20 protein-coding genes are annotated in these 22,476 nt (G+C 69.6%); 12 read left to right on the top strand and 8 right to left on the bottom strand.

Annotated features, from left to right (window positions below; translation table 11 throughout):
• Positions 1-17 precede the first annotated feature (17 nt).
• Together C9F13_RS07600 and C9F13_RS07595 are read left to right on the top strand one after the other, a co-directional pair.
• Positions 18-1,205, top strand: a complete 1,188-nt coding sequence (locus C9F13_RS07600; RefSeq protein WP_108445639.1) for an amidohydrolase family protein — start codon at positions 18-20, stop codon at positions 1,203-1,205.
• A 29-nt stretch (positions 1,206-1,234) separates the two neighbouring features.
• Positions 1,235-2,710: an amidohydrolase family protein gene (locus tag C9F13_RS07595; protein WP_108445638.1), complete on the top strand. Its 1,476-nt coding sequence runs from the start codon at positions 1,235-1,237 to the stop codon at positions 2,708-2,710.
• Positions 2,711-2,800: 90 nt separating this feature from the next.
• On the opposite strand, the gene C9F13_RS07590 is transcribed toward C9F13_RS07595, so the two are convergent.
• The 3 genes from C9F13_RS07590 to uraH all read right to left on the bottom strand — a co-directional run bounded on the left by C9F13_RS07590 (position 2,801) and on the right by uraH (position 5,336).
• Positions 2,801-3,541 (bottom strand): GntR family transcriptional regulator, encoded by a 741-nt coding sequence (locus tag C9F13_RS07590; RefSeq protein WP_108445637.1) that lies wholly within the window; start codon positions 3,539-3,541, stop codon positions 2,801-2,803.
• A 124-nt stretch (positions 3,542-3,665) separates the two neighbouring features.
• Entirely contained in the window at positions 3,666-4,910 is a 1,245-nt protein-coding gene (locus C9F13_RS07585) for a urate hydroxylase PuuD (RefSeq protein WP_108445636.1), read from the bottom strand.
• A gap of 72 nt (positions 4,911-4,982) precedes the next feature.
• Positions 4,983-5,336, bottom strand: coding sequence for a hydroxyisourate hydrolase (gene uraH, locus C9F13_RS07580; RefSeq protein WP_108445635.1), 354 nt, complete (start codon positions 5,334-5,336; stop codon positions 4,983-4,985).
• 199 nt (positions 5,337-5,535) lie between these two features.
• Between uraH and uraD the strand changes: the two genes are divergently transcribed.
• A complete protein-coding gene (gene uraD, locus C9F13_RS07575) occupies positions 5,536-6,060 on the top strand; it encodes a 2-oxo-4-hydroxy-4-carboxy-5-ureidoimidazoline decarboxylase (protein ID WP_108445634.1) in 525 nt (174 codons plus the stop codon).
• Between the two features lie 199 nt (positions 6,061-6,259).
• Here uraD and C9F13_RS07570 read toward each other — a convergent pair whose 3' ends face one another.
• Both C9F13_RS07570 and C9F13_RS07565 read right to left on the bottom strand, forming a co-directional pair.
• On the bottom strand, positions 6,260-7,699 hold the full coding sequence (locus tag C9F13_RS07570; RefSeq protein ID WP_108445633.1) for a uracil-xanthine permease family protein: 1,440 nt from the start codon (positions 7,697-7,699) through the stop codon (positions 6,260-6,262).
• 181 nt (positions 7,700-7,880) lie between these two features.
• Entirely contained in the window at positions 7,881-8,753 is an 873-nt protein-coding gene (locus tag C9F13_RS07565; RefSeq protein ID WP_108445632.1) for a hypothetical protein, read from the bottom strand.
• A gap of 274 nt (positions 8,754-9,027) precedes the next feature.
• On the opposite strand from C9F13_RS07565, the gene C9F13_RS07560 reads away from it, so the two are divergent.
• A complete protein-coding gene (locus tag C9F13_RS07560) occupies positions 9,028-9,651 on the top strand; it encodes a phosphoribosyltransferase (protein ID WP_108445631.1) in 624 nt (207 codons plus the stop codon).
• Positions 9,652-9,800: 149 nt separating this feature from the next.
• Here C9F13_RS07560 and C9F13_RS07555 read toward each other — a convergent pair whose 3' ends face one another.
• Both C9F13_RS07555 and C9F13_RS07550 read right to left on the bottom strand, forming a co-directional pair.
• On the bottom strand, positions 9,801-10,157 hold the full coding sequence (locus C9F13_RS07555; protein ID WP_108445630.1) for a phasin family protein: 357 nt from the start codon (positions 10,155-10,157) through the stop codon (positions 9,801-9,803).
• A gap of 190 nt (positions 10,158-10,347) precedes the next feature.
• Positions 10,348-11,055, bottom strand: a complete 708-nt coding sequence (locus tag C9F13_RS07550) for a glutathione S-transferase N-terminal domain-containing protein (protein ID WP_108445629.1) — start codon at positions 11,053-11,055, stop codon at positions 10,348-10,350.
• 338 nt (positions 11,056-11,393) lie between these two features.
• Here C9F13_RS07550 and C9F13_RS07545 point away from each other — a divergent pair, with 338 nt between their 5' ends.
• Positions 11,394-13,094, top strand: coding sequence for an L-lactate permease (locus C9F13_RS07545; RefSeq protein WP_108445628.1), 1,701 nt, complete (start codon positions 11,394-11,396; stop codon positions 13,092-13,094).
• Between the two features lie 131 nt (positions 13,095-13,225).
• Here C9F13_RS07545 and glcC read toward each other — a convergent pair whose 3' ends face one another.
• Complete coding sequence (gene glcC, locus C9F13_RS07540) at positions 13,226-14,005, bottom strand: transcriptional regulator GlcC (protein WP_108445627.1); 780 nt, start codon at positions 14,003-14,005, stop codon at positions 13,226-13,228.
• Between the two features lie 192 nt (positions 14,006-14,197).
• Between glcC and glcD the strand changes: the two genes are divergently transcribed.
• The 7 genes from glcD (at position 14,198) to ltaE (ending at position 22,450) form a co-directional block, all read left to right on the top strand.
• Entirely contained in the window at positions 14,198-15,697 is a 1,500-nt protein-coding gene (gene glcD / locus C9F13_RS07535) for a glycolate oxidase subunit GlcD (RefSeq protein WP_108445626.1), read from the top strand.
• Positions 15,698-15,706: 9 nt separating this feature from the next.
• Positions 15,707-16,810: a glycolate oxidase subunit GlcE gene (glcE, locus tag C9F13_RS07530; RefSeq protein WP_108445625.1), complete on the top strand. Its 1,104-nt coding sequence runs from the start codon at positions 15,707-15,709 to the stop codon at positions 16,808-16,810.
• Between the two features lie 21 nt (positions 16,811-16,831).
• Positions 16,832-18,064: a glycolate oxidase subunit GlcF gene (gene glcF, locus C9F13_RS07525; protein WP_108445624.1), complete on the top strand. Its 1,233-nt coding sequence runs from the start codon at positions 16,832-16,834 to the stop codon at positions 18,062-18,064.
• 398 nt (positions 18,065-18,462) lie between these two features.
• Positions 18,463-18,864 carry a heme-binding protein gene (locus tag C9F13_RS07520; protein ID WP_108445623.1) on the top strand — a complete coding sequence of 134 codons (402 nt, stop codon included), beginning with the start codon at positions 18,463-18,465 and terminating at the stop codon, positions 18,862-18,864.
• Between the two features lie 140 nt (positions 18,865-19,004).
• Entirely contained in the window at positions 19,005-20,576 is a 1,572-nt protein-coding gene (locus C9F13_RS07515; protein ID WP_108445622.1) for a bifunctional GNAT family N-acetyltransferase/carbon-nitrogen hydrolase family protein, read from the top strand.
• 4 nt (positions 20,577-20,580) lie between these two features.
• Positions 20,581-21,402: a M90 family metallopeptidase gene (locus tag C9F13_RS07510; protein ID WP_108445621.1), complete on the top strand. Its 822-nt coding sequence runs from the start codon at positions 20,581-20,583 to the stop codon at positions 21,400-21,402.
• A 43-nt stretch (positions 21,403-21,445) separates the two neighbouring features.
• Positions 21,446-22,450: a low-specificity L-threonine aldolase gene (gene ltaE, locus C9F13_RS07505; protein ID WP_108445620.1), complete on the top strand. Its 1,005-nt coding sequence runs from the start codon at positions 21,446-21,448 to the stop codon at positions 22,448-22,450.
• The last annotated feature ends 26 nt before the right edge of the window (positions 22,451-22,476 follow it).

Below are 22,476 nucleotides of genomic sequence, written 5' to 3'. Positions count from 1 at the left end.
CAGACAAGGAGACGTTCATGTCGACCACCCTGCTGCTGCGCAACGTCCGCCCCCTCGAGGGCGAGACCCAGGACGTGCTGATCCGCGACGGCCACATCAGCCGCGTCGGCCCCGCCCTCGAGGCGCCCGAGGCACGCGTCGTCGACGGCCGGGGCGGCATCCTGCTCCCCGGCCTGGTGGATGCCCACACCCACCTCGACAAGACCCACTGGGGCCAGCCGTGGCACCGCCACAGCGCCGGCCCCACCATCGCCGAGCGCATCGCCAACGAACGCGAGGTCCGCCACCGGCTCGGCTACTCGCCGGCCGAGCAGTCGGCCAACCAGGTGCGCCAGGCCATCAGGATGGGCACCACCCATATCCGCACCCACGTCGACATCGATACCGACGTCGGCCTGGCCCACCTCGAGGGGGTGCTCGCGACCCGCGAGCGCTTCCGCGACGCCCTGACCATGGAGATCGTCGCCTTTCCCCAGAGCGGGCTGCTGGTGCGCCCCGGCACCCAGGAGCTGATGGCCGAGGCGCTGCGCGTCGGCGCCGACCTGGTGGGCGGCATCGACCCCTCGAGCATGGACCGGGACCCCGTCGGCCACCTCGACCGCATCTTCGCCATCGCCGACCAGCAGGGCCGCGGCGTGGACATCCACCTGCACGAGCCCGGCATGCTGGGTGCCTTCGCCCTGGAGCTGATCGCCGAGCGCACCCGGGCGCTGGGGATGCAGGGGCGGGTCACGGTGAGCCACGCCTTCTGCCTGGGCATGGTCGACGACGCCTACCTCGAGCAGCTGACGGGGCTGCTGCTCGACAACCGCATCGCCATCATGACCCACGGCCCGGGCCACATCGAGTTCCCGCCCGTGCGCCGCCTGCTCGACGCCGGCGTCACCCTCTGCTGCGGCTCCGACGGCATCCGCGACTCCTGGGGCCCCTACGGCAACGCCGACATGCTCGAGCGCGCCATGCTGGTGGGCTTTCGCAGCGGCTTCCGGCGCGACGAGGACCTCGAGGACACCCTCGGCATCGTCACCCACGGCGGCGCAACGGTCATGGAAGCCGAGGCCTACGGGGTGGCGCCGGGCTGCCGGGCCGACCTCGTTGTGGTGGAAGGCGAGACCCGCGTCGAGGCGATGATGAACCGCTCCCCGCGCATCGCCGTGATCAAGAACGGCCGCCTGGTGGCCGCCGACGGCGAGTGCCTGATCTGAGACCGACCGATCCCACACAGGAGGCCTCGATGACGAGGACACTGATCACCGGCCGCTACGTCGTCGGCTACGACGGCCAGGGCCATGTCATCCTCCCCGACGGGGAGGTCGTCTATGAGGGCGACACCATCATCCACGTCGGCTACGGCTACGAGGGGCCGGTGGACGAGCGCATCGACGCCGGCAACGCCGTGGTCGGCCCCGGCTTCATCGACCTGGACGCCCTGGCGGACCTCGATTCCACGGTGCTCGGCTTCGACAACGCGCCGGGCTGGCGCCACGGCCGGGTCTGGGCCAGCACCTACGTCGAGCGCGGCCCCCGCGAGGCCTACACCGCGGAGGAGGAGGACGCCAAGAAGGAGTACGCCTTCGCCCAGCTGCTGCTCAACGGCGTGACCACGGCGTTGCCCATCACCTCGTTGCTCTACCGGGAGTGGGACGAGACCTACACCGAGTTCGCCCGCGCCGCGGCGATCGGCGCCGAGCTCGGCATCCGCCTCTACCTGGGGCCGGCCTACCGCACCGGGGCCTCGGTGGTGCACCCCGACGGGCGCTTCGACATCCACTGGGACGAGGCGCGGGGCAGGCGGGGGCTCGAGGCCGCCATCGCCTTCGTCAAGGACTACGAGGGCTACGCCGACGGCCTGGTGCGCGGCATGCTCGCCCCCGATCGCATCGAGTGCTGCACCCGGGAACTGCTGGAACGCACGGCCGAGGCGGCCCGCTCGCTGGACTGCCCGGTGCGCCTGCACTGCTGCCAGTCGCCGCTGGAGGTCGAGACGATGCAGGAGCGCTTCGGTCGCTCCTCCCTCGCCGTGCTGAAGGAGATCGGCTTCCTGGACCGCCGCGCCCTGCTGCCCCACGGCATCCGCCTCGGCGGCCACCGGCCGACACCGGCGAGCGTCGAGGGCGACCTCGACATCCTGGCGGCGTCGCAGGCCACCCTGGTGCAGTGCCCGCTGGTGAGCGCGCGCATGGGGCACTTCATGGATTCGTTCACCAGGATGAAACGCCGCGGCATCAACGTCGGCCTGGGCACGGATACCTTCCCCCCGGACGTCATCACCAACCTGCACACCGGCATCATGGCGACCCGGATCGTGGAGGGCGACGAGTCGGCCTGCTCGGCGGCGGACTACTACACGGCCGCTACCCTGGCCGGGGCGAAGGCGCTGAACCGCCCCGACCTCGGCCGGCTCGCGCCGGGCGCCAGGGCCGACATCACGGTCTTCGACCTCGGCGGCTTCCACCTCGGCCAGCTCATCGACCCCATCCAGACCATGGTCATGAGCGGCTCCGGGCGGGACTTCAGCCGGGTCATCGTCAACGGCCGCACGGTCATGCAGGATCGCCGGATCCGCGGCCTCGACCTCGACCGCCTGGCCGAGCAGGCCCAGCGCCAGTTCGATCGCCTGCGCGCCTCCTACCCGGAGCGCACCCACCGCCACCCGCCGGAGCACGAGATCTTCCCCGGCGCCTTCCCGGTGCGCCGCACCTCCCTGTAGCGACGGTAGTGGCGCCTCGAGCGCCCCGAAACGCGACGCGCCCCGTGCCGATGGCACGGGGCGCGTCGTCGTTCGCACGGCGGGGCGGCGCTAGCCGGAGAAGATCTCGAACAGGTCCGGCGCCTCGTCCTCCTCGACGTGGATCGAGAGCGAGGCCTCGATCGCCTTCAGGTGGCGGCCCATGAAGGCCTCGGCGCGCTCGCCGTTGCCGGCCTCCAGGTAGCCGATCAGGTCGTCGTGGTCGTGGGACTCGCAGCCCAGGTGGCCGGCGTTGCCGTAGACCGCGAGGATTAGCGAGGAGCGCGAGCAGAGCCGCTCGACGAAGTCGGCCAGGGTGGCGTTGCCCGAGATGCTCGCCAGGCGCGTGTGGAAGTCCGCCGAGAGCCGGATCGCCGTGCTCTGCTCGCCGGCCTTCAGGGCCTGGCGCTCGCGCCTGGCCATGTCGCGCAGCGCGGCGAGGTCGTCGGCGGTGATGCGCCGGGCGATCTCGGGCATCAGGCCGCACTCGACCATCAGCCGCGCATCGAAGACGTCCTTGGCCTCGTCGGCGGTGGGCCGGGTCACGCTGGCCCCGCGGCGCGGCGTCAGGGTCACCAGCTGCTCCAGGGCCAGGCGCTGCAGGATCTTGCGGATCCCGGTGCGGCTGACGCCGAACACCTCGGCCAGGGCATCCTCGCGCAGGCGCGCCCCGGGCTTGAGGCGATGCTCGATGATCGCATCGCTGATCGACTGGTAGATCGCCTCGTGACGCTTGGGGCCGTCGCCGTTCTTGCCGGGGCGACCGCCGCCGTCGCCGGACTTGCCCCCGGCAACGAACTGACGCTGGTTCATGGACGCTACGCTCCGTGAAAAAACCCGATATGCCGATCATTGTATACGCTTTGTGCCCCCCAACACGACAGCCGCCCGCCAAAAAGGCGGGCGGCTGTCAACGCCGGCATGGCGGGCGCGCGGCTTACGGCGTCCAGGCCGCCACCGCGGCGCGCTCCTCGTCGGTCATCTGGGTGATGTTGCCCAGCGGCATGTAGCCGCTCGCCACCACCTGCTGGACCTGTTCGATCTGGCGCAGCAGCTGGTCCTCGGTCTCGAGGATCACCCCGGCCGGGGCCGCCGCGAAGCCGGCGTGCTCGGGGGCCTGGGCATGGCAGCTCACGCAGCGCTGCTCGATGATGGCGTGCACCTCGGCAAGCGAGCCCGAGGCGGCGACCGTCGCCGGCGCCTCATCGCTCACCGAGGGCGACACCGGGGCGGCGGTGGCCACGCCGTCGTTGCCGCTCGGCGCACCGACCCAGATCGCCACCAGGATCAGCGCCACGCCCGCCGCCGGGTAGGCCGGCTGGATGGAGCCCGCGTGCATCAGCACGAAGAACTGGCGGATCAGCGCGCCGGCGAAGATGAACAGCGCCATGATCACCCAGGAGAGCTCGTGGGTGTAGGTGAAGGAGTAGTGGTTGCTGAGCATCAGCAGCACCACCGGCAGCGTGAAATAGGTGTTGTGCACCGAACGCTGCTTGCCGCGCTTGCCGTCGATCGGGTTCGGCGTCTCGCCGGCCTTCATCGCCTTCACCATGCGGCGCTGGCCGGGGATGATCCAGAAGAAGACGTTGGCCGACATGGCCGTCGCCATCACCGCGCCGGTGAGCAGGAAGGCGGCGCGGCCGGCGAAGATCTGGGTGCTCAGGTAGGCGACCACCACCATCATCACCGCCACGGCCAGGCTCAGCACGCCGTCGCGCTCCATGTTGGGGCTGATGCGCTTGCACAGCTCGTTGTAGACCACCCAGCCCGACAGCAGGAAGAGCACCGCCACGGCGTTGGCCTGCCAGCCGGTCAGCTCGGCGGCCCAGGCCCAGTCGCTGCCCGGGTTGACCAGGTAGAAGCCCGGGTTGGTCATGTAGAGCAGCACGAAGAGGCCGAAGCCGGAGAGCCAGGTGGTGTAGGCCTTCCAGAACGACCAGTGCAGGTCCTCGGGGAGTTTCTCCGGGGCGCTGGCGTACTTCTGATTGTGGTAGAAGCCGCCGCCGTGCACGGCCCACATCTCGCCGAACACGCCCTTCTTCTTGTCCTCGGCGGCCTTGGGCGGCCGCAGGCCGTTGTCCAGCATCACGAAGTAGATGGACTCGCCGATCCAGGCGACGGCGGCGATCACGTGCAACCACCGCAGCAGGAGGTTGGCAAAGTCCAGTAGATACGCTTGCATGAGTCAGCTCTCGTCTTGTGTTGTTCGTCATCGCCCGGGCAGGGGGAACCCGGGCCGGCGGCGCCGAGGGGCTCAGCTGCCGCGATAGGTGGAGTAGCTGTAGGGCGAGACCAGCAGGGGGACGTGATAGTGCTGGGAGGCGTCGGCGACGCCGAAGCGCAGCGGGATCACGTCCAGGAAACGCGGGGTGTCGCCGGCCAGGCCCTGACGATCGAGGTACTCGCCGGCATGGAAGACCAGCTCGTACTCGCCCGCGGTGAAGGCCTCGCCTTCCAGAATCGGCGCGTCGCAGCGGCCGTCGTCGTTGGTCACGACCTCGCCGATCCGGCGACGGCTCTCGCCCTCGAGGCGGTAGACCTCGATGCGAATGCCCTGCCCCGGGCGGCCCTGTGCCGTGTCCAGCACGTGTGTGGTCAAGCGTCCCATGAGTCTCTCCTCTACGCGGAAGCCGGCTCCCGTGGCGTGGGCGGCCGGCGAGCAAGTGTATGGCGACCCCCGGGCGACCTCCCGGATGTCGATACACACATTTTTAGCTTGAAATGGAGTACATTTCAAAGCATTTTTTGTATACAGTCGAAGTCTGTCCTGAGAGACACGCAACACCACCCGCAATGGAGGTCACGGCATGAGCGACAACACCCTTTCCCCTCGCCCCAGCGAGCTCGACCAGGCGCGCTTCGTCGAGCAGTACGGCGAGATCTACGAGCACTCCCCTTGGGTGGCCGAACTGGCCTGGCAGCAGGGCCTGGGCCGCGAACAGGACACCCCCGAAGGCCTGGCCGAGGCCATGGGTCGGGTGCTTGCTGGCGCCAGCCCCGAGCGCCAGCTCGAGGTGATCCGCGCCCACCCGGACCTGGCCGGCAAGGCGGCCATCGCCGGGGAGCTGACCGACGATTCCACCCGCGAGCAGGCCGGCGCGGGCCTGGACCAGTGCACCCCCGAGGAGATGGCGCGGTTCGAGCGCCTCAACGCCGCCTACAAGAAGAAGTTCGGCTTCCCCTTCGTGATGGCCGTCAAGGGCAATGACCGCCACGACATCCTGGCCGCCTTCGAGACGCGCCTGGACAACGACCAGGCCGAGGAGCGCCGCACCGCGGTCGAGCAGATCAACCGCATCGCCCGCTTCCGCCTCGAGGCCCGCCTGAGCTGAGCCCCGGCGGCGGCCCCTCCCGGGGCCGCCGAGCGCGCCTTGCACCACGAGCCGCCGGCCTGCCGGCGGCTCGTTTTTTCATGTCCGGCCGCGCGTCGCCGCGCTATCGCCCTCTTCATTGCACTCTCCCGACACGCGGGCGCGGGCGCCCGGCCAAGGATCGGCCGGGCGCCCGCGTCCTGCGCCACGCGTCGCGTCGTTACTTCGAGGAGGCGCCGGTGGTCGCAGCCGAGCGGCCATTGCCGCCATCGACGGCCTCACCCGCCGCCGCCGCGGCCGCCTCGGCATCCGCCTTGGCGATCTCCTCACGCTCCCGCGCCTCGTCGGTGAGCGACTTCTTCGGCAGCACGATGTTGAGCACGAAGGCGGTGATCGCCGCCACCACGATGGGCGCGCCGCCGATCACGTTCTGCAGCATCGCCGGGAACTGCTCGATGGCCGACGGCACCGAGGAGATGCCCAGGCTCAGCGCCAGCGCCAGCCCGACGATGGTCATGTTGCGGGCGGAGAGCTCGTCTTTGATCAGCAGCTGGATGCCGGTCATGGTGATCATGCCGAACACCGTGATGGTGGCACCGCCCAGCACCGGATAGGGGATGGTGGTCATGATGGCGCCGAACTTGGGGCTGAGCCCCGCCGCGATCATGAACAGGCCGGCGATGGCCAGCACCGAGCGGCTGATCACCTTGGTCATGGCCACGATGCCGACGTTCTGGCTGAAGGTGGAAGTCGGCAGGGCACCGAAGAAGGCGCTCGCCGCGGTGGTCAGGCCGTTACCCAGCAGGCCGCCGGTCAGCTCCTTGGTCTTCAGCTCGCGGTTCATGCCCGCCACGCTGGTGGCCGAGAGATCGCCGATGGTCTGCACCGAGTTGATCACGCAGATCACCACCATGGAGACGATGGCGGCGGTGTGGAATTCCATCTCGAAGGGCATCACCTCCGGCACGGCGATCCAGCGGGCATCGGCCACGGCGTCGAAGCTGACCATGCCCAGCGCCAGCGACAGCAGGTAGCCGACCAGGATGCCGACGATGATCGCCGAGAGCTTGACCACGCCACGCCCGAACTGGGAGGCCGCCAGCACCGTCAGCAGCGTGACGATGCCCACCACCCAGTTGAGCGGATCGCCGAAGTTAGGCGCGTTGACGTTGCCGCTGCCGGCCATGTAGCGGATCGAGATGTCATAGAGCGACAGGCCGATGACCAGCACCACGGTGCCCGCGACCACCGGCGGGAAGAGGTGGCGGATGTACTGGATGAAGTAGCCCACCACCATCATGGTGATGCCGCCCACCAGCTGGGCGCCGAGGATACCCTCGATGCCGAACTGGCCGCCCACCGCGATCAGGGTCGGCACATAGGCGAAGCCCACGCCGAAGATGGCCGGCAGGCGGGCGCCGAACTTCCAGACGCCGTAGAGATGGAACAGGGTGCAGATCCCCGAGGCCAGTACGGCGATCTGGATCAGCAGCAGCTTCTCTCCCGGGGTCGCCCCCACCACGCCGGCGATGATGATCGGCGGGGTGATGACGCCGGCGATCATCGCCAGCACGTGCTGCAGGGAGAGCGGCAGGGCCTTCCCGAGGGGTGGCTTGCCGTGGAAATCGAAGATCGAGGTGTTACTGGGGTTGGTTGGCATGGTTGGACCACAGCTTTTGTTATGGGGAGGGAGTGATAATTGTTGTATGCCAGCCAAGCTGCCACATTGGCGTACAATTTGAAATGCAACTAAATACAAAGTCGTACACAGTAGCAGCAGGCAAACGTATACAGTTATCGTCGACAGTGAGTCGCGAGACCCGAGGCCTCATCCACGCGACTCAGAGATGCCACTCCAGCTGGAACATCAGGGCATCGGTATCCACGCCCGGCTTGTCCTGGTTGCCGAACTTGTTGCGCCAGTACTCGTAGCCGGCGCCGACCCACAGGGTGTTCTCCCCCATGCCGGCCAGCTGCCCCGCATCGAGCATCAGCGAGGTGCGCATCAGCTGCTCGGCCGCCGTCTCCTCACCGACATAGTCCTCGCCCTTCTCCCCGTTGAGGTTGAAGAAGCCCTGAAACTTCATCGGCAGCGCCCCCGCCTCGAACGGCAGGCCCCAGGCCAGGTTGAGCTGGTAGTAGGGATCGAAGCTGATGTCGTTCTCGTTACCCTGCGACGAGCAGGAATCCGGGAAATCGAGGCCGCAGTGGTTCCACTCGTGGGAGTAGAAGAGGCTGAGGTCGAGGAAGCCCCGGGGCACGTCAAACTTCAGCGTCGGCCCCAGCAGCAGCTGGCGCTTGCGCGGCGCAAAGTTGGTGTTCTTGGTGTTGAGGTCGAAGCCACCGCTCAACGCCACGTCCTTCACCGGCCCGAAGGCCAGCGGCGCGTCGAACACCTTGCCGGCGTGCAGCTGGTGGCGATAGACGAGGTAGGCCTCGGTGGCCCCCTCGTCGCTGTTGCGGGCGGGGTCGGCGCTGTCGGACTGCAGCAGGTCGAGGTTGACGAAGTTCTGGCCCAGCGCGTAGCCGCTCGCGTGGGTGAACTGCAGCACGTGCTTGGCGACGTCGTTGGAATTGCCGGGTTCCTGGAACTGGGTGCCGTAGCGATAGCCGATGGCGGTATCGCTCCAGGTGGCGGCCTGGGCCGAGAGGGAGGCGACGGCGAGGCACAGGGCCGCGCCCGCGGCCAGCGGCTGGGAGGAGCGTGGGAACATGTCAGGCATCTCCGGTTGTTGGTGTTGTACCGAGAGCGTTCCGTGCCGGGGTGGCATCCACAGGATGTCGCCACAGGACGGACAACGTGTCCAACACTACCTAACATTTTTGTATACTGGAAATAATTTCCGTTAAATACATAAACGGGACACACTCTTCCGGCAGAACGCGGCCGAGCCGGTCCCGCTCGCGGTGCCATCGCCTTAGCGAACGGGCCCCCTGGCACAGGCGAGGACCTACACTGAAAGGACACCTGCCTGCCGGGAGCCCGCCATGTTTCGTGATCGCCGCGAGGCGGCCGAGCGCCTCATCGAGCGCCTCGCCTACCTCAAGACCGAGAACCCGCTGATCCTGGCCATCCCCCGCGGCGCCGTGCCCATGGGGCGCCGGATGGCCGATGCCCTGAACGGCGAACTGGACGTGGTACTGGTGCGCAAGGTGGGCGCGCCGGGCAATCCGGAGTACGCCATCGGCGCGGTCGACGAGGCGGGGCATGTGGCCCTGGAGCCCGCCGCCACCTACTACCGCAAGGACGCGGTGGACCGGGAGGTGGAGCGCCAGCGCACGCTGATCGAGGAGCGCCGCCGGCGCTACACCCCGGTGCGCTCGGCCGTCGACCCCAGTGGGCGCATCGTGGTGGTGGTGGATGACGGCAGCGCCACGGGGGCGACCATGGCCGCCGCCCTCAATGCCCTGCGGGCCCGGGGTCCGGAACGGCTGATCGCCGCCCTGGGCGCGGCGCCGCCCGACACCGTGGCGCGGCTCGAGGCGCTGGCCGACAAGGTGGTCTGCCTGGAGGCCTCCCCCCACTTCCGGGCCGTGGGGCAGTTCTTCGCCGACTTCGGCCAGGTGGAGGACGAGGAGGTGATCGCCCTGCTGGGGCGCGAGGGCGACTGAGCCGCGTCGCGGCAGGGCGAGGCGTCGCGACCCCAGGCATCATGGGCGGGACCATCACGCAAACGGGCGCCACCCGAAGGTGGCGCCCGTCATGCGTCGCGTCTGGCGCTCGTCTCGCCCTACCGGGCGAGCACGAGCCAGGGAACGCCTTACTTGCCGGCCGGGACAGCGGCCTTGAGGCCGTCCTCGGCGAGCTTCTGGCTCTCGCGGACGTACTCCTGATTCAGGCTCATGAGCGTCTCGGCGTCGCCGCGCAGGCGCTCGCCCAGCTGCTCGGTGGCCTTCTGCTGGGCGTCCACGGCCTTCTTCAGGCCCTCGGCGTCGCGCACGTCGAGCCAGCCGCGGGCCTGGGCGAGCCCCATGTTGGTCAGGGCGCGCACGGCGTCGAACTGGGCGGCGACCAGCTTCTCGGTGTAGTCGAGGTTGAGGGCGCCGAGGCGACGGGCGGGGGCCACGAAGGTGGACTCGAACTGCTCGGTCGCCTGCTGGGGGGTTGCCTTGCTCATGAAACACCTCCATCGGTTGAGGACGACGGGGCGTGCGGCCCCGTGTTGCAATGCAACATAGCAGCCCGTTTTGTGCAGCGCAACATCTCCGCGACGAAGGTGGTCTGCGCGGCCGAGAGGCCCCGAACGACGGCGCCCGGCCGAGGCCGGGCGCTGCGGAAGAAGGGCGCTCCAGGGGCCGGCGGGCCCCTCAGCGATAGGCGCCCTCGATGTCGGTGATGCGCAGGGCATTGCGCCCCAGGCCGCCGTGCAGGTCGAGCATGCGCTCGAGCCAGCCGTGCACCGGATCGGCGTTGGAGACCAGGTCGGCGCTGGAGACGCAGCGCGCCCACATGAAGTTGCCGAAGACCAGGTAGTCGGCGCCGGCCGGGGCGTCGCCGTCGAGGAAGTCGCTGTCCGCGAGCTGGGCACGCAGCGGCGCCAGGGCGGCATCCAGCTGGGCCAGCCCCTTGGCCGGGGAGTGGAACTCCTCGAGGGTGCGGCCGAAGCGCTTCTCACGGGTCTCGCGGAAGTAGGCCCGGTCGTCGGGATGAATGGCGTTGAGCAGGTCCATGATGATGGTGCGCAGCATGGCCGGGGCCATCACCCCCTCGGCATAGTGCTTGAAGAAACGTGCCCGGGCCTCGGCCAGCCCCTCGCCGAGCAGCGGCGCCTCGGGATAGGCGCGATCCAGGTAGCGCAGGATCTCGTAGCTGTCGGTGATCACCTCATCTCCGTCGACCAGCACCGGTACGCGGTCGTGATCGGCGAAGGCCAGGGCCTCGGTGTCGTTGAAGCGCCAGGGGCGCGTCTGCACCTCGAGCCCCTTGTGGGCCAGGGCGTAGCGCACCCGCCAGCAGAAGGGCGAGAACCGCAGCCCCTCTTCGATGCCGCAGAGATCGTAGAGCACCCGTGTCATGCCGCCTCCTCGTGTCGGGTTCAGGGCCCTCGATAGTGCCAGCCTTTGCCGGCCGCCGCCAACGCCGCGCCGGGCCGGTAATCCGGCGACAGCGGCTTGCCCATTAGTCTAACCCCCGCCTCCAGCTCCGGGCCGTCGCCAGGACCTCTCGGTCATGACAAGTCATTGAATAGAAGCTTCTTTCACGAAGCGACGACGCGACGAGAAGGGCCTTCCACTTTGGTCAGACCAATGTTCCAGCAGTGGTCAAGGCCGCAACTTGCGCTTAAGGTCGCCAGCTCACCATGCCCCGAGCGGGCACGCCAACGCTCCACCGTTCCCAGTGAAAGGAACCTTCCATGAACGAAACCACACTCGCGCTGCTCGCCTTCGTGCCCCTGGTGCTGGCCGGGGTGCTGCTGATCGGCCTGCGCATGGCCGCCCGGGTCGCCATGCCGATCGTCTTCGTGGTCACCGCGCTGATCGGCCTGCTCGCCTGGCAGATGAGCTTCACCCGGGTCCTGGCCTCGACCCTGCAGGGCCTGATGCTGACCGTGGCGATCCTCTGGATCATCTTCGGCGCCATTCTGCTGCTCAACACCCTCAAGCACTCCGGGGGCATCACCGCCATCCGCAACGGCTTCTCGGGGATCAGCCCGGACCGTCGCGTGCAGGCGATCATCGTCGCCTGGCTCTTCGGCTGCTTCATCGAGGGCGCCTCGGGCTTCGGCACCCCGGCCGCCGTGGCCGCGCCGCTGATGGTGGCGCTCGGCTTCCCGGCGCTGGCCGCCGTGGTGGTGGGCATGATGATCCAGTCCACGCCGGTCTCCTTCGGCGCCGTGGGCACCCCGATCGTGGTCGGGGTCACCGGCGGCCTGGACCGCGCCGGCATCACCGAGACCCTCGAGGCCGGCGGCCAGAGCTGGCTGTCTTACTACCACCTGATCGCCGGCGAGGTCGCGGTGATCCACGCCCTGGTCGGCGTGCTGATGCCGCTGATCATGGTGGTGATCATGGTGCGCTTCTTCGGCGCCAACCGCTCCTGGAAGGAGGGGCTCTCCATCACCCCCTTCGCGCTCTTCGCCGGCATCGCCTTCGTGGTGCCCTACGCCCTGGCCGGCGTGCTGCTGGGGCCGGAGTTCCCGTCGATGATCGGCGCCATGGTGGGCCTGGCCATCGTCGTGCCGGCGGCCCGTCGCGGCTTCCTGTTGCCCAAGGACACCTGGGACTTCCCGCCCTCCTCCGCCTGGCCTGACCAGTGGATCGGCAAGCTGGTGATCAAGACCGAGGACGTGGTGGGCAAGACCCCGATCACCACCTTCATGGGCTGGGTGCCCTACGTGCTGCTGGCCGTCTTCCTGGTCGCCTCGCGCACCATCGAGCCGCTCAAGAGCGCCCTCACCTCCGTCGCCTTCGGCTGGAGCAACATCCTCGGCGAGACCGGCATCTCCGGCAGCATCCAGCCGCTCTACCTGCCCGGCGGCATCCTGCTGGCGGTGGTGCTGGTCACCGCCGTGCTGCACCGCATGCGCCTGGGCGAGCTCAAGGCGGCCTTCGGCGAGTCGAGCCGCACCCTGCTGGGCGCGGGCTTCGTGCTGATCTTCACCATCCCCATGGTGCGGATCCTGATCAACTCGGGCGTCAACGCCGCCGATCTGGTCTCCATGCCGGTGGCCATGGCGCAGCTCGTCGCCGACGGGGTGGGCGGCATCTACCCGCTCTTCGCACCGGCCGTGGGCGCCCTGGGGGCCTTCATCGCCGGCTCGAACACCGTCTCGAACCTGATGCTCTCCGACTTCCAGTTCAACGTCGCCCAGCAGCTCGGCGTCTCCACCACCATGATGGTCGCCCTGCAGGCCGTGGGCGCCGCGGCGGGCAACATGATCGCCATCCATAACGTGGTCGCGGCCTCCGCCACCGTGGGCCTGCTGGGCCGCGAGGGCGAGACCATCCGCAAGACCATCCTGCCGACGCTCTACTACATCCTCGCCGCCGGCGCGATCGGCCTGGTGGCCTTCTACGTGCTGGGGATCGGCGACCCGCTGCTGGGGCTGGGCTGATCGGCCCGAGCCTCGCAGGCGCCTGAGGTGAGCCTGGCCCGAGGCCAGGCGAACCCACGAAAACGCACCGCCCCCACGGCCCGGCCGTGGGGGCGGTGCGCTTTTGCGGGCGCCGACGGCAATCGGCGCCGCTACTCCCAGTCCTCCAGGCGCATCGCCGAGCGCTCCAGGCGCTGCTCCTCCGCCTCGATCTCGCTGAGCTGCTCGCCGATGCTCGAGAGGTGCTCCAGGGCGGCGCGCCGGGCGAGCTCGGGCTTGCCCTCGATCACCGCATGATAGAGCCGGGCGTGCTGGCGATTGATCATCTCGCGACAGCGGGGCCGGTGATAGAGGTTCTTCACCGAGGCGAACACCGAGCTCAGCAGCAGGTCCGTCAGGCTCTGCAGGGTGTGGACCAGCACCGGGTTGTGGGAGGCCTGACAGATGGCCAGGTGGAAGCCGTGGTCGAAGCGCGCCAGGCGCTCGGCCTCGATCGTCTCGGCGCGCTCCACGTAGTCGACCATCTCCTGGTAGCGGCGGGTGATCAGCACCCGGTCCGAGGCCGTGCCGCGGCTGGCCGCCAGGCTCGCCGACTCCCCCTCGAGCAGCGCGCGCACCTCCAGCAGGTCGAACAGGGTCCGCGGATGGTCGCGGAAGAGGTGCATCAGCGGGGAGTCCAGGGGCGTGGCCACCAGCGGGGCGACCACCGAGCCCCGCCCCTGGCGGGTCTCGATGACGCCCTTGCTGCGCAGGGTGCGCAGCGCCTCGCGCAGGGAGGCCCGCGACACCTGCAGGCGCTCGCTGAGCCGGCGTTCGGAGGGCAGCAGCTGGCCCGGGCGGAACACGCCGTCGAGGATCAGCTCCTCGAGCCGGGCGGCGATGGCGTCGGGGGTGCGCGAGGTGATCCGCAGCTCTTCATGGTAACGGGGCATGATCGTGCTCTCCGGGGATGCCAGGGCGAGGCTCGAGGGTGTATTGTGGAAAAACTTTCCACAATACTACCAACGACTGGTCTGACCAGCGAACCAGAGACTGGACACGCCCGCCATTAAGGCACAGATTGGACCCACACAGGTCATGTGCCCGGCCCGGGTGGGCAGTGGGCACTCCAGCGAGGAAGCCCCATGAACATCCTCTACGACGAGCGGCTCGACGGCGAGCTGGCGACAATCGACAAGGCCGAGGTCCTGGCCGACCTGCAGCGCGAGGCTCCCGGGCTCACCCTGCTGCACCGCGAGGAGGACCTGCGTCCCTTCGAGTGCGACGGCCTCTCGGCCTACCGCGTGCTGCCGATGCTGGTGGCGCTGCCCGAGACCCTCGAGCAGGTCGAGACGCTGATGAAGCGCTGCCGGGCGCTGGGCGTGCCGGTGGTGACCCGCGGCGCCGGCACCGGCCTCTCCGGCGGCGCCCTGCCCCTGGAGCAGGGCGTGCTGCTGGTCATGTCGCGCTTCAACCGCATCCTCGACGTCGACCCGGACGCCCGCATCGCCCGCCTGCAGCCCGGCGTGCGCAACCTCGCCATCTCCGAGGCGGCAGCGCCCTACGGGCTCTACTACGCCCCCGATCCCTCGTCGCAGATCGCCTGCTCGATCGGCGGCAACGTCGCCGAGAACGCCGGCGGCGTGCACTGCCTGAAGTACGGGCTGACCGTGCACAACGTGATGAAGGTGGAGGTGATCACCATCGAGGGCGAGCGCATGACGCTGGGCAGCGAGGCGCTCGACGCCGCGGGCCTCGACCTGCTGGCGCTGTTCACCGGCTCCGAGGGCATGCTCGGCGTGGTCACCGAGATCACCGTCAAGCTGCTGCCCAAGCCCGAGACCGCCAAGGTGCTGATGGCGAGCTTCGACGACGTCGAGAAGGCCGGCCGCGCGGTCGGCGACATCATCGCCGCGGGCATCATCCCCGGCGGGCTCGAGATGATGGACAACCTGGCGATCCGCGCCGCCGAGGACTTCATCCACGCCGGCTACCCCGTCGAGGCCGAGGCGATCCTGCTCTGCGAGCTCGACGGCGTGGAGGCCGACGTCAACGACGACTGCGCCACGGTGCGCGAGGTGCTCGAGCGGGCCGGCGCCACCGACATCCAGCAGGCCCGGGACGAGGCCGAGCGCGCGCTCTTCTGGGCCGGGCGCAAGAACGCCTTCCCGGCAGTGGGGCGCATGTCGCCGGACTACTACTGCATGGACGGCACCATCCCCCGCCGGGAGCTGCCGCGGGTGCTCAAGGGCATCGCCGAGCTCTCCGAGGCCTACGGCCTGCGCGTCGCCAACGTCTTCCACGCCGGCGACGGCAACATGCACCCGCTGATCCTCTTCGATGCCAACCGCGAGGGCGAGCTCGAGCAGGCCGAGGCACTCGGCGGCAAGATCCTCGAGCTGTGCGTCGAGGCCGGCGGCTCGATCACCGGCGAGCATGGGGTGGGCCGCGAGAAGATCAACCAGATGTGCGCCCAGTTCACCCCGAGCGAGCTGACCCTCTTCCACGCGGTGAAGGCGGCTTTCGACCCCAACCGCCTGCTCAACCCGGGCAAGAACATCCCGACGCTGGCCCGCTGCGCCGAGTTCGGCGCCATGCACGTCCACAACAACGAGCTCCCGCACCCCGAGCTGCCCCGATTCTGAGGATTCTCCATGGCCGAGACACGTTCCACATCGACCGACCAGGACATCAGCGAGGCGCTCGGCGAGCGCGTGCGCCGGGCCGCCGAGGCGGGCACCCCGCTGCGCATCGTCGGCGGTGACACCAAGGCCTTCTACGGCCGCCCCGTCGACGGCGAGACGCTCTCGACCCGCGAGCACCGCGGCATCACCTCCTACGACCCCGTGGAGCTGATCGTCTCGGTGCGCGCCGGCACTCCGCTGGCCGAGCTCGAGGCCACCCTGGCCGAGCAGGGCCAGATGCTCGGCTGCGAGCCGCCCCACTTCGGCGCGGACGCCACCGTGGGCGGCATGGTCGCCACCGGCCTCTCCGGCCCGCGCCGCCCCTGGGCCGGCAGCGTGCGCGACTTCGTGCTGGGCATCCGCCTGATCACCCAGGACGGTGTGCAGCAGCGCTTCGGCGGCGAGGTGATGAAGAACGTCGCCGGCTACGACCTCTCGCGGCTGATGGTCGGCGCCCAGGGCACCCTGGGGCTGGTCACCGAGGTCTCGCTCAAGGTGCTGCCGCGCCCCGGCGCCCGCCACAGCCTGCGCCTGGAGATGCCCCGGGCCGAAGCCATGGCCAGGCTCGCCGAGTGGGGCCGCTCGCCGCTGCCCCTCACCGCCGCCGCCTGGCACGACGGCGCCCTGCACCTGCGCCTGGAGGGCGGACCGAGCTCGGTGGCCGCCACCCGGGCCAAGCTGGGCGGCGACGACCTGGACAACGGCTACTGGGCGAAGCTGCGCGAGCAGCGCCTGGCCTTCTTCTCCCGCGAGGATGCGCGTCCCCTGTGGCGCCTCTCGCTGCCCCACAACACCCCCTCGCTGGGCCTGCCCGGCGTCGAGGAGGCGGACCTGCTCTACGACTGGGGCGGCACCCAGCGCTGGCTGCGCAGCGACCTCGACGCGGCCACGCTGCGCGAGGCCAGCGCCCGCGCCGGCGGCCACGCGACCTGCCTGGGCCCCCGCGAGGGCGCCGGCCAGGCCGACCCCTTCATGCCGCTGGAACCGGTGGTGGAGAAGTACCACCGCGCCCTGAAGGCCCAGCTGGACCCGAAGGGCATCTTCAACCCTGGCCGACTCTACGCGGCACTCTGAGACCTGAACGGGAAGCCCGAGATGCAGACGCACTTTACCGAGGAAGATCTCCAGAAGCCGCACATCCGCGAGGCCGACCGGGTCCTGCGCAGCTGCGTGCACTGCGGCTTCTGCAACGCCACCTGCCCCACCTACCAGCTGCTGGGTGACGAGCGCGACGGCCCCCGCGGGCGCATCTACCTGATGAAGGAGATGCTCGAGAGCCGCGATGACGACCACCGGGTCACCGAGGAGACCCGGCTGCACCTCGACCGCTGCCTCACCTGCCGCAACTGCGAGACGACCTGCCCCTCCGGGGTGGAGTACCACAAGCTGCTCGACATCGGCCGCGCCGAGATCGAGCGGCGGGTGCCCCGCAAGCCCGCCGAGCGCGCCCTGCGCTTCGGGCTGCGCAAGGCGCTGGTCGAGCCCGCCCGCTTCAAGGCGCTGCTCAAGCTCGGCCAGACCTTCCGCCCGCTGGTGCCCGGGGCGCTGGCCGACAAGATGCCGCCGGCCCCGGTGGATGCCGGCGTGCGCCCCGAGGGCAAGCGCCATGCACGCCAGATGCTGATCCTCGAGGGCTGCGTGCAGCCCGGACTCTCGCCCAACACCAACGCCGCCACCGCCCGGGTGCTCGACCGGCTCGGCATCGGCCTGACCCCGGCGCCGGAGGCCGGCTGCTGCGGCGCCATCGACTACCACCTCAACGCCCAGGAGGCCGGGCGGGCGCGCATGCGCGCCAACATCGATGCCTGGTGGCCCCACGTGGAGGCCGGCTGCGAGGCCATCGTCCAGACCGCCAGCGGCTGCGGGGCGATGGTCAAGGAGTATGGCGAGGTGCTCGCCGACGATCCCGACTACGCCGAGAAGGCGACGCGCATCAGCGCCCTGGCCAAGGACCTGGTGGAGGTGCTGCGCGACGAGGACCTCGCGGCGCTGGCGGTGAAGGAGAGCCGGCGGCTCGCCTTCCACTGCCCCTGCACCCTGCAGCACGCCCAGAAGCTCGGCGGCGCCGTGGAGCAGGTGCTGCGCGAGCTCGGCTTCACCCTCACCGCGGTCCAGGACGCCCACCTCTGCTGCGGCTCGGCCGGCACCTACTCCGTCACCCAGCCGGAGCTCGCCACCCAGCTGCGCGACAACAAGCTCGACAACCTCGAGGCCGGCAACCCCGAGATGATCGTCACCGCCAACATCGGCTGCCAGACTCACCTGGCCGGTGCCAAGCGCACCCCGGTGCGCCACTGGATCGAGATCGTCGACGAGGCCCTGGCATGACGAATCGTCACCGCGCTCAAACATTCAGCTGCCAGACCCACCTGGCCGGTGCCCAGCGCACCCCGGTGCGCCACTGGATCGAGATCGTCGACGAGGCCCTGGCATGACGCATCGTCACCGCGCTCCAACATTCAGCTGCCAGACTCATCTGGCCGGTGCCCAGCGCACCCCGGTGCGCCACTGGATCGAGAGCGTCGACGAGGCCCTGGCCTGATGCTCGCCTCACACTCTTAACGAGGGGCGTCGGTGGCAAGCCAAAGGGGAGGTCCTACGCCAGGGATGGCGTCGGTAGCGTACAGGGAAGTATTCATAGCGCCTCCCCGCTGGCTTGTCGCCGAAGCCGCCACGAGTCACCTGCAATAAGTAGTCGCTTTCCATCAACCCAAGGAGTTCCTCCGATGAAAACCAAACCCGTGCTGACCCTGGACGACGTCAACGCCCTGCTCGATGCCGGCCAGAAGGAAGCCGAGGCCAACGGCTGGGCCGTGACCATCGCCGTGGCCGACGACGGCGGCCACCTGCTCGGCCTGCGCCGCCTCGACGGCGCCCCGCCCTTCAGCGCCGACGTGGCCACCGAGAAGGCGCGCAACGCCGCCATCGGCCGCAAGGAGACCCAGGTCTTCGAGGACATGATCAACAACGGCCGCACCGCCTTCGTCACCGCGCCGATGCAGGCGCTGCTGGCCGGCGGCGTGCCGGTGATCGTCGAGGGCCAGGTGGCCGGCAGCGTCGGCATCTCCGGCGTTACCCCGCCCCAGGACGTCCAGGTGGCCAAGGCCGCGGTCGCCGCCCTCGGCTGATAGTCCCGCGTCCCCTATCGAGGCCCCGCCACGGCGGGGCCTCGTCGTGTCCGGCGCGCGAGACAGGCCCGCGGCGGGGGGCGCGCCAGGCATGATAGACTCCCGAAAGACAGTCCCCTGCCCAGAAGAAAGGACGCGCCATGTCCCTCGACGACCTGCATCTCAACCTGCGCAACCTGACCCCGGACGACTACCCGCAGCTCAAGGCGCTGATGGACCGGGTCTACCACGACATCGGCGGCGCCTGGCCCAAGGCCACCATCGACAAGCTGATCGCGGAGTTCCCCGACGGTCAGATCCTCATCGAGGATGACGAGACCATCGTCGGCGTGGCCCTGACGGCCCTGGTCGACTACGACACCTTCTCCAACCCGCACCGCTACGACGACCTGATCGGCAAGCGCGAGACCATCCTCAACGATCCGGACGGCGACGCCATGTACGGCCTCGACGTGCTGATCCACCCGGATTACCGCGGCTACCGCCTGGGCCGTCGCCTCTACGAGGCGCGCAAGGAGCTGTGCCGCTCCATGAACCTGCGCTCGATCCTCGCCGGCGGGCGCATCCCCCACTACTACCAGCACGCCCAGGAGCTCTCCCCGGCCGAGTACCTCGACAAGGTGGCCCGCAAGGAGATCCACGACCCGATCCTCTCCTTCCAGCTGGCCAACGACTTCCAGGTCAAGCGGCTGCTGCGCAAGTACCTGCCGGAGGACGAGAAGTCCCAGGGCTACGCGACCCTGCTGGAGTGGAACAACATCCTCTTCGAGCCGGCCGAGCGGGTGCTGGAGAACCGCCCGACCCAGGTGCGGGTCGGCGCCGTGCAGTGGCAGATGCGTGAGTTCTCCTCGGTGGAGTCGGTGCTGCAGCAGGTCGAGTACTTCGTCGACGCCCTCTCCGACTACCAGAGCGACTTCGCCGTCTTCCCCGAACTCTTCAACGCGCCACTGATGGGCCTGCAGGACCGCGCCGCCCAGCAGGACCAGATGGCCGCCATCCGCTTTCTGGCCGGCTTCACCGAACAGTTCAAGACCGAGCTGTCGCGCATGGCGATCTCCTGCAACATCAACATCATCGCGGGCTCCATGATCGAGGAGCACGAGGATGGCCAGCTCTTCAACGTCTCCTACCTGTTCCACCGCGACGGCAGCGTGGACGCCCAGTCCAAGCTGCACATCACCCCCCAGGAGCGCCGCGACTGGGTGATCGAGGGCGGCGACGAGCTCAAGGTCTTCGACACCGACGCCGGCCGCGTGGGCATCCTGATCTGCTACGACGTCGAGTTTCCCGAGCTCTCGCGGCTGCTCGCCGACCAGGAGATGGACATCCTCTTCGTGCCCTTCTGGACCGACACCAAGAACGGCTACCTGCGGGTGCGCCACTGCGCCCAGGCACGGGCCATCGAGAACGAGTGCTACGTGGTGCTGTGCGGCAGCGTCGGCAACGTGCCCTCCATCGAGAACATGGAGATCCAGTACGCCCAGTCGTCGGTCTTCTCGCCCTCGGACTTCGCCTTCCCCCACGACGCCGTGCTCTCCGAGACCACGCCCAACACCGAGATGATCATGTTCTCGGACCTCGACCTGACCCGGCTGACCGTGGTGCGCGCCGAGGGCTCGGTGACCAACCTCAAGGACCGGCGCAAGGACCTGTTCGACCTGCGCTGGCGCGACTGGTCCTGGAAGTCGGGCGCTAACCTGGAGGAGAGCTGACGCCATGCTCGGCCGGCTGCTGCGCCTGGGGGGCCGGCGCTTCGAGGCGCGCCACCCCTTCCCCGCCGCCGACTGGGCCGAGGCCCGGGCGCGGATACCGCTGCTCGCCGCCCTGCCCGACGACCAGGCCGAGCGGCTGGGGCATCGGGCCTGGGCGTTCGTGCATGCCAAGCGCCTTAGCCTGCACCCGGAGCTCGCCGGCACGGTCACCTTCGACGCCCCGGCGCGGCTCGCCCTGGCGGGCCAGGCCTGCCTGCTGACCCTGGGCTGGTGCGACAGCGAGCACATCGATGCCTTCGCCAACGTCCACGAGATCCTGATCCTGCCCGACGCCTTCCAGCGCCGCGTGGAGGAGATGGACGAGTTCGGCGTGGTGCACGAGTACGACGACGAGCGCGCCGGCGAGACCTCGCTGCAGGGCCCGGTGGTGGTCGCCTGGCCCGACCTGATGGCGAGCGGCGGGCTCGACGGCTTCAACGTGCTGATCCACGAGCTGGCCCACAAGCTCGACCTCGGCAACTCCCTGGACGTCGACGGCTTCCCGCCGCTGCCCCGGGAGATCGACCCGCGGGAGTGGTACCGCATCTTCATGGGGGTCTGGGAGGACCTCCAGGCGCGCCTCGCCCGGGGCGAGGAGACGCCCATCGACGACTACGCCGCGAGCCACCCCGGCGAGTGCTTCGCGGTCTGCTGCGAGCACTTCTTCAGCGACCCCGACCGCCTCCACCGCGCCTATCCGGCCCTCTACGGGCTGCTCTCCCGCTACTTCCACCAGGATCCGCTGGCGCGTCTCCCGGCGGACGCCGGCCCCCTAGGCGCCTGGTAGCCGGGCGCCACGGACCCTTTCTCCTTTACGGCCAGGAAGCCTCATGATCGACCTGCGCAGCGATACCGTCACCCGCCCCAGCGCCGCCATGCGCGATGCCATGTACTCGGCCCCGGTGGGCGACGATGTGTGGGGCGACGATCCCAGCGTGGCCCGCTTCGAGGCCGCCGTGGCCGAGCGCGCCGGCAAGGACGCCGCCCTGCTCTTCCCCAGCGGCACCCAGAGCAACCTGACCGCCCTGCTCGTCCACTGCCAGCGCGGCGACGAGGTCATCGCCGGCCAGCAGGCCCACACCTACAAGTACGAGGGCGGCGGCGCGGCGGTGCTGGGCGGCATCCAGCCACAGCCGGTGGAGCACGCCGACGACGGCTCGCTGCCGCTGGAGCGCATTCGGGCCGCCATCAAGCCCGACGACATCCACTTCGCCCGCACCCGCCTGCTGGCGCTGGAGAACACCATCGGCGGTCGCGTGATCGACGCCGACTACGTGGCCGCGGCCACCGACCTGGCCCGAGAGCACGGCCTGGCAACCCACCTCGACGGCGCCCGGCTGTTCAACGCCGCGGTGGCCACCGACACCCCGCTGGCCAGGCTCTGCGCGCCCTTCGACACCGTCTCCCTGTGCTTCTCCAAGGGGCTGGGTGCGCCGATGGGCTCGGCCCTGGTGGGCCCCCGGCCGCTGATCGACGCCGCCCGCCGCTGGCGCAAGATGCTCGGTGGCGGCATGCGCCAGTCCGGCATCATCGCCGCCGCCTGCCACCACGCGCTGGATCACCAGGTGGCGGATCTCGCCCAGGACCATCGCCGCGCCGCGCGGCTGGCCGAGGGTCTCGAGGCGCTGCCGGAGATCGAGGTGGTCTCCCGGGCCACCAACATGGTGTTCCTGCGGGTGGCTAAGCGGCACATCGCCCCGCTGCGCGCCTGGCTGGCCGAGCGCCGGATCCTGATCGACGTGCTCTACGATACGCGCCTGGTGGTGCACCGCGACCTGGACGATGACGCCATCGACGCGACCCTGGCCGCCTTCAGGAGCTATCTGGCGGGGTAACGCCCTGGCCCGTGGCTCCCGGGGCG

This window comes from Halomonas denitrificans (assembly GCF_003056305.1).
Taxonomy (GTDB): Bacteria; Pseudomonadota; Gammaproteobacteria; order Pseudomonadales; family Halomonadaceae; genus Halomonas; species Halomonas denitrificans.
The sequence above is the reverse complement of the archived record's forward strand: the minus strand, read 5'-3'. Positions and strand labels throughout refer to the sequence as shown.

Excerpts from the sequence above, each read along its gene's own strand:
- C9F13_RS07600 (WP_108445639.1), top strand. The coding sequence starts at position 18 with ATGTCGACCACCCTGCTGCTGCGCAACGTCCGCCCCCTCGAGGGCGAG.
- C9F13_RS07595 (WP_108445638.1), top strand. The coding sequence starts at position 1,235 with ATGACGAGGACACTGATCACCGGCCGCTACGTCGTCGGCTACGACGGC.
- C9F13_RS07590 (WP_108445637.1), bottom strand. The coding sequence starts at position 3,541 with ATGAACCAGCGTCAGTTCGTTGCCGGGGGCAAGTCCGGCGACGGCGGC.
- C9F13_RS07585 (WP_108445636.1), bottom strand. The coding sequence starts at position 4,910 with ATGCAAGCGTATCTACTGGACTTTGCCAACCTCCTGCTGCGGTGGTTG.
- uraH (WP_108445635.1), bottom strand. The coding sequence starts at position 5,336 with ATGGGACGCTTGACCACACACGTGCTGGACACGGCACAGGGCCGCCCG.
- uraD (WP_108445634.1), top strand. The coding sequence starts at position 5,536 with ATGAGCGACAACACCCTTTCCCCTCGCCCCAGCGAGCTCGACCAGGCG.
- C9F13_RS07570 (WP_108445633.1), bottom strand. The coding sequence starts at position 7,699 with ATGCCAACCAACCCCAGTAACACCTCGATCTTCGATTTCCACGGCAAG.
- C9F13_RS07565 (WP_108445632.1), bottom strand. The coding sequence starts at position 8,753 with ATGTTCCCACGCTCCTCCCAGCCGCTGGCCGCGGGCGCGGCCCTGTGC.
- C9F13_RS07560 (WP_108445631.1), top strand. The coding sequence starts at position 9,028 with ATGTTTCGTGATCGCCGCGAGGCGGCCGAGCGCCTCATCGAGCGCCTC.
- C9F13_RS07555 (WP_108445630.1), bottom strand. The coding sequence starts at position 10,157 with ATGAGCAAGGCAACCCCCCAGCAGGCGACCGAGCAGTTCGAGTCCACC.
- C9F13_RS07550 (WP_108445629.1), bottom strand. The coding sequence starts at position 11,055 with ATGACACGGGTGCTCTACGATCTCTGCGGCATCGAAGAGGGGCTGCGG.
- C9F13_RS07545 (WP_108445628.1), top strand. The coding sequence starts at position 11,394 with ATGAACGAAACCACACTCGCGCTGCTCGCCTTCGTGCCCCTGGTGCTG.
- glcC (WP_108445627.1), bottom strand. The coding sequence starts at position 14,005 with ATGCCCCGTTACCATGAAGAGCTGCGGATCACCTCGCGCACCCCCGAC.
- glcD (WP_108445626.1), top strand. The coding sequence starts at position 14,198 with ATGAACATCCTCTACGACGAGCGGCTCGACGGCGAGCTGGCGACAATC.
- glcE (WP_108445625.1), top strand. The coding sequence starts at position 15,707 with ATGGCCGAGACACGTTCCACATCGACCGACCAGGACATCAGCGAGGCG.
- glcF (WP_108445624.1), top strand. The coding sequence starts at position 16,832 with ATGCAGACGCACTTTACCGAGGAAGATCTCCAGAAGCCGCACATCCGC.
- C9F13_RS07520 (WP_108445623.1), top strand. The coding sequence starts at position 18,463 with ATGAAAACCAAACCCGTGCTGACCCTGGACGACGTCAACGCCCTGCTC.
- C9F13_RS07515 (WP_108445622.1), top strand. The coding sequence starts at position 19,005 with ATGTCCCTCGACGACCTGCATCTCAACCTGCGCAACCTGACCCCGGAC.
- C9F13_RS07510 (WP_108445621.1), top strand. The coding sequence starts at position 20,581 with ATGCTCGGCCGGCTGCTGCGCCTGGGGGGCCGGCGCTTCGAGGCGCGC.
- ltaE (WP_108445620.1), top strand. The coding sequence starts at position 21,446 with ATGATCGACCTGCGCAGCGATACCGTCACCCGCCCCAGCGCCGCCATG.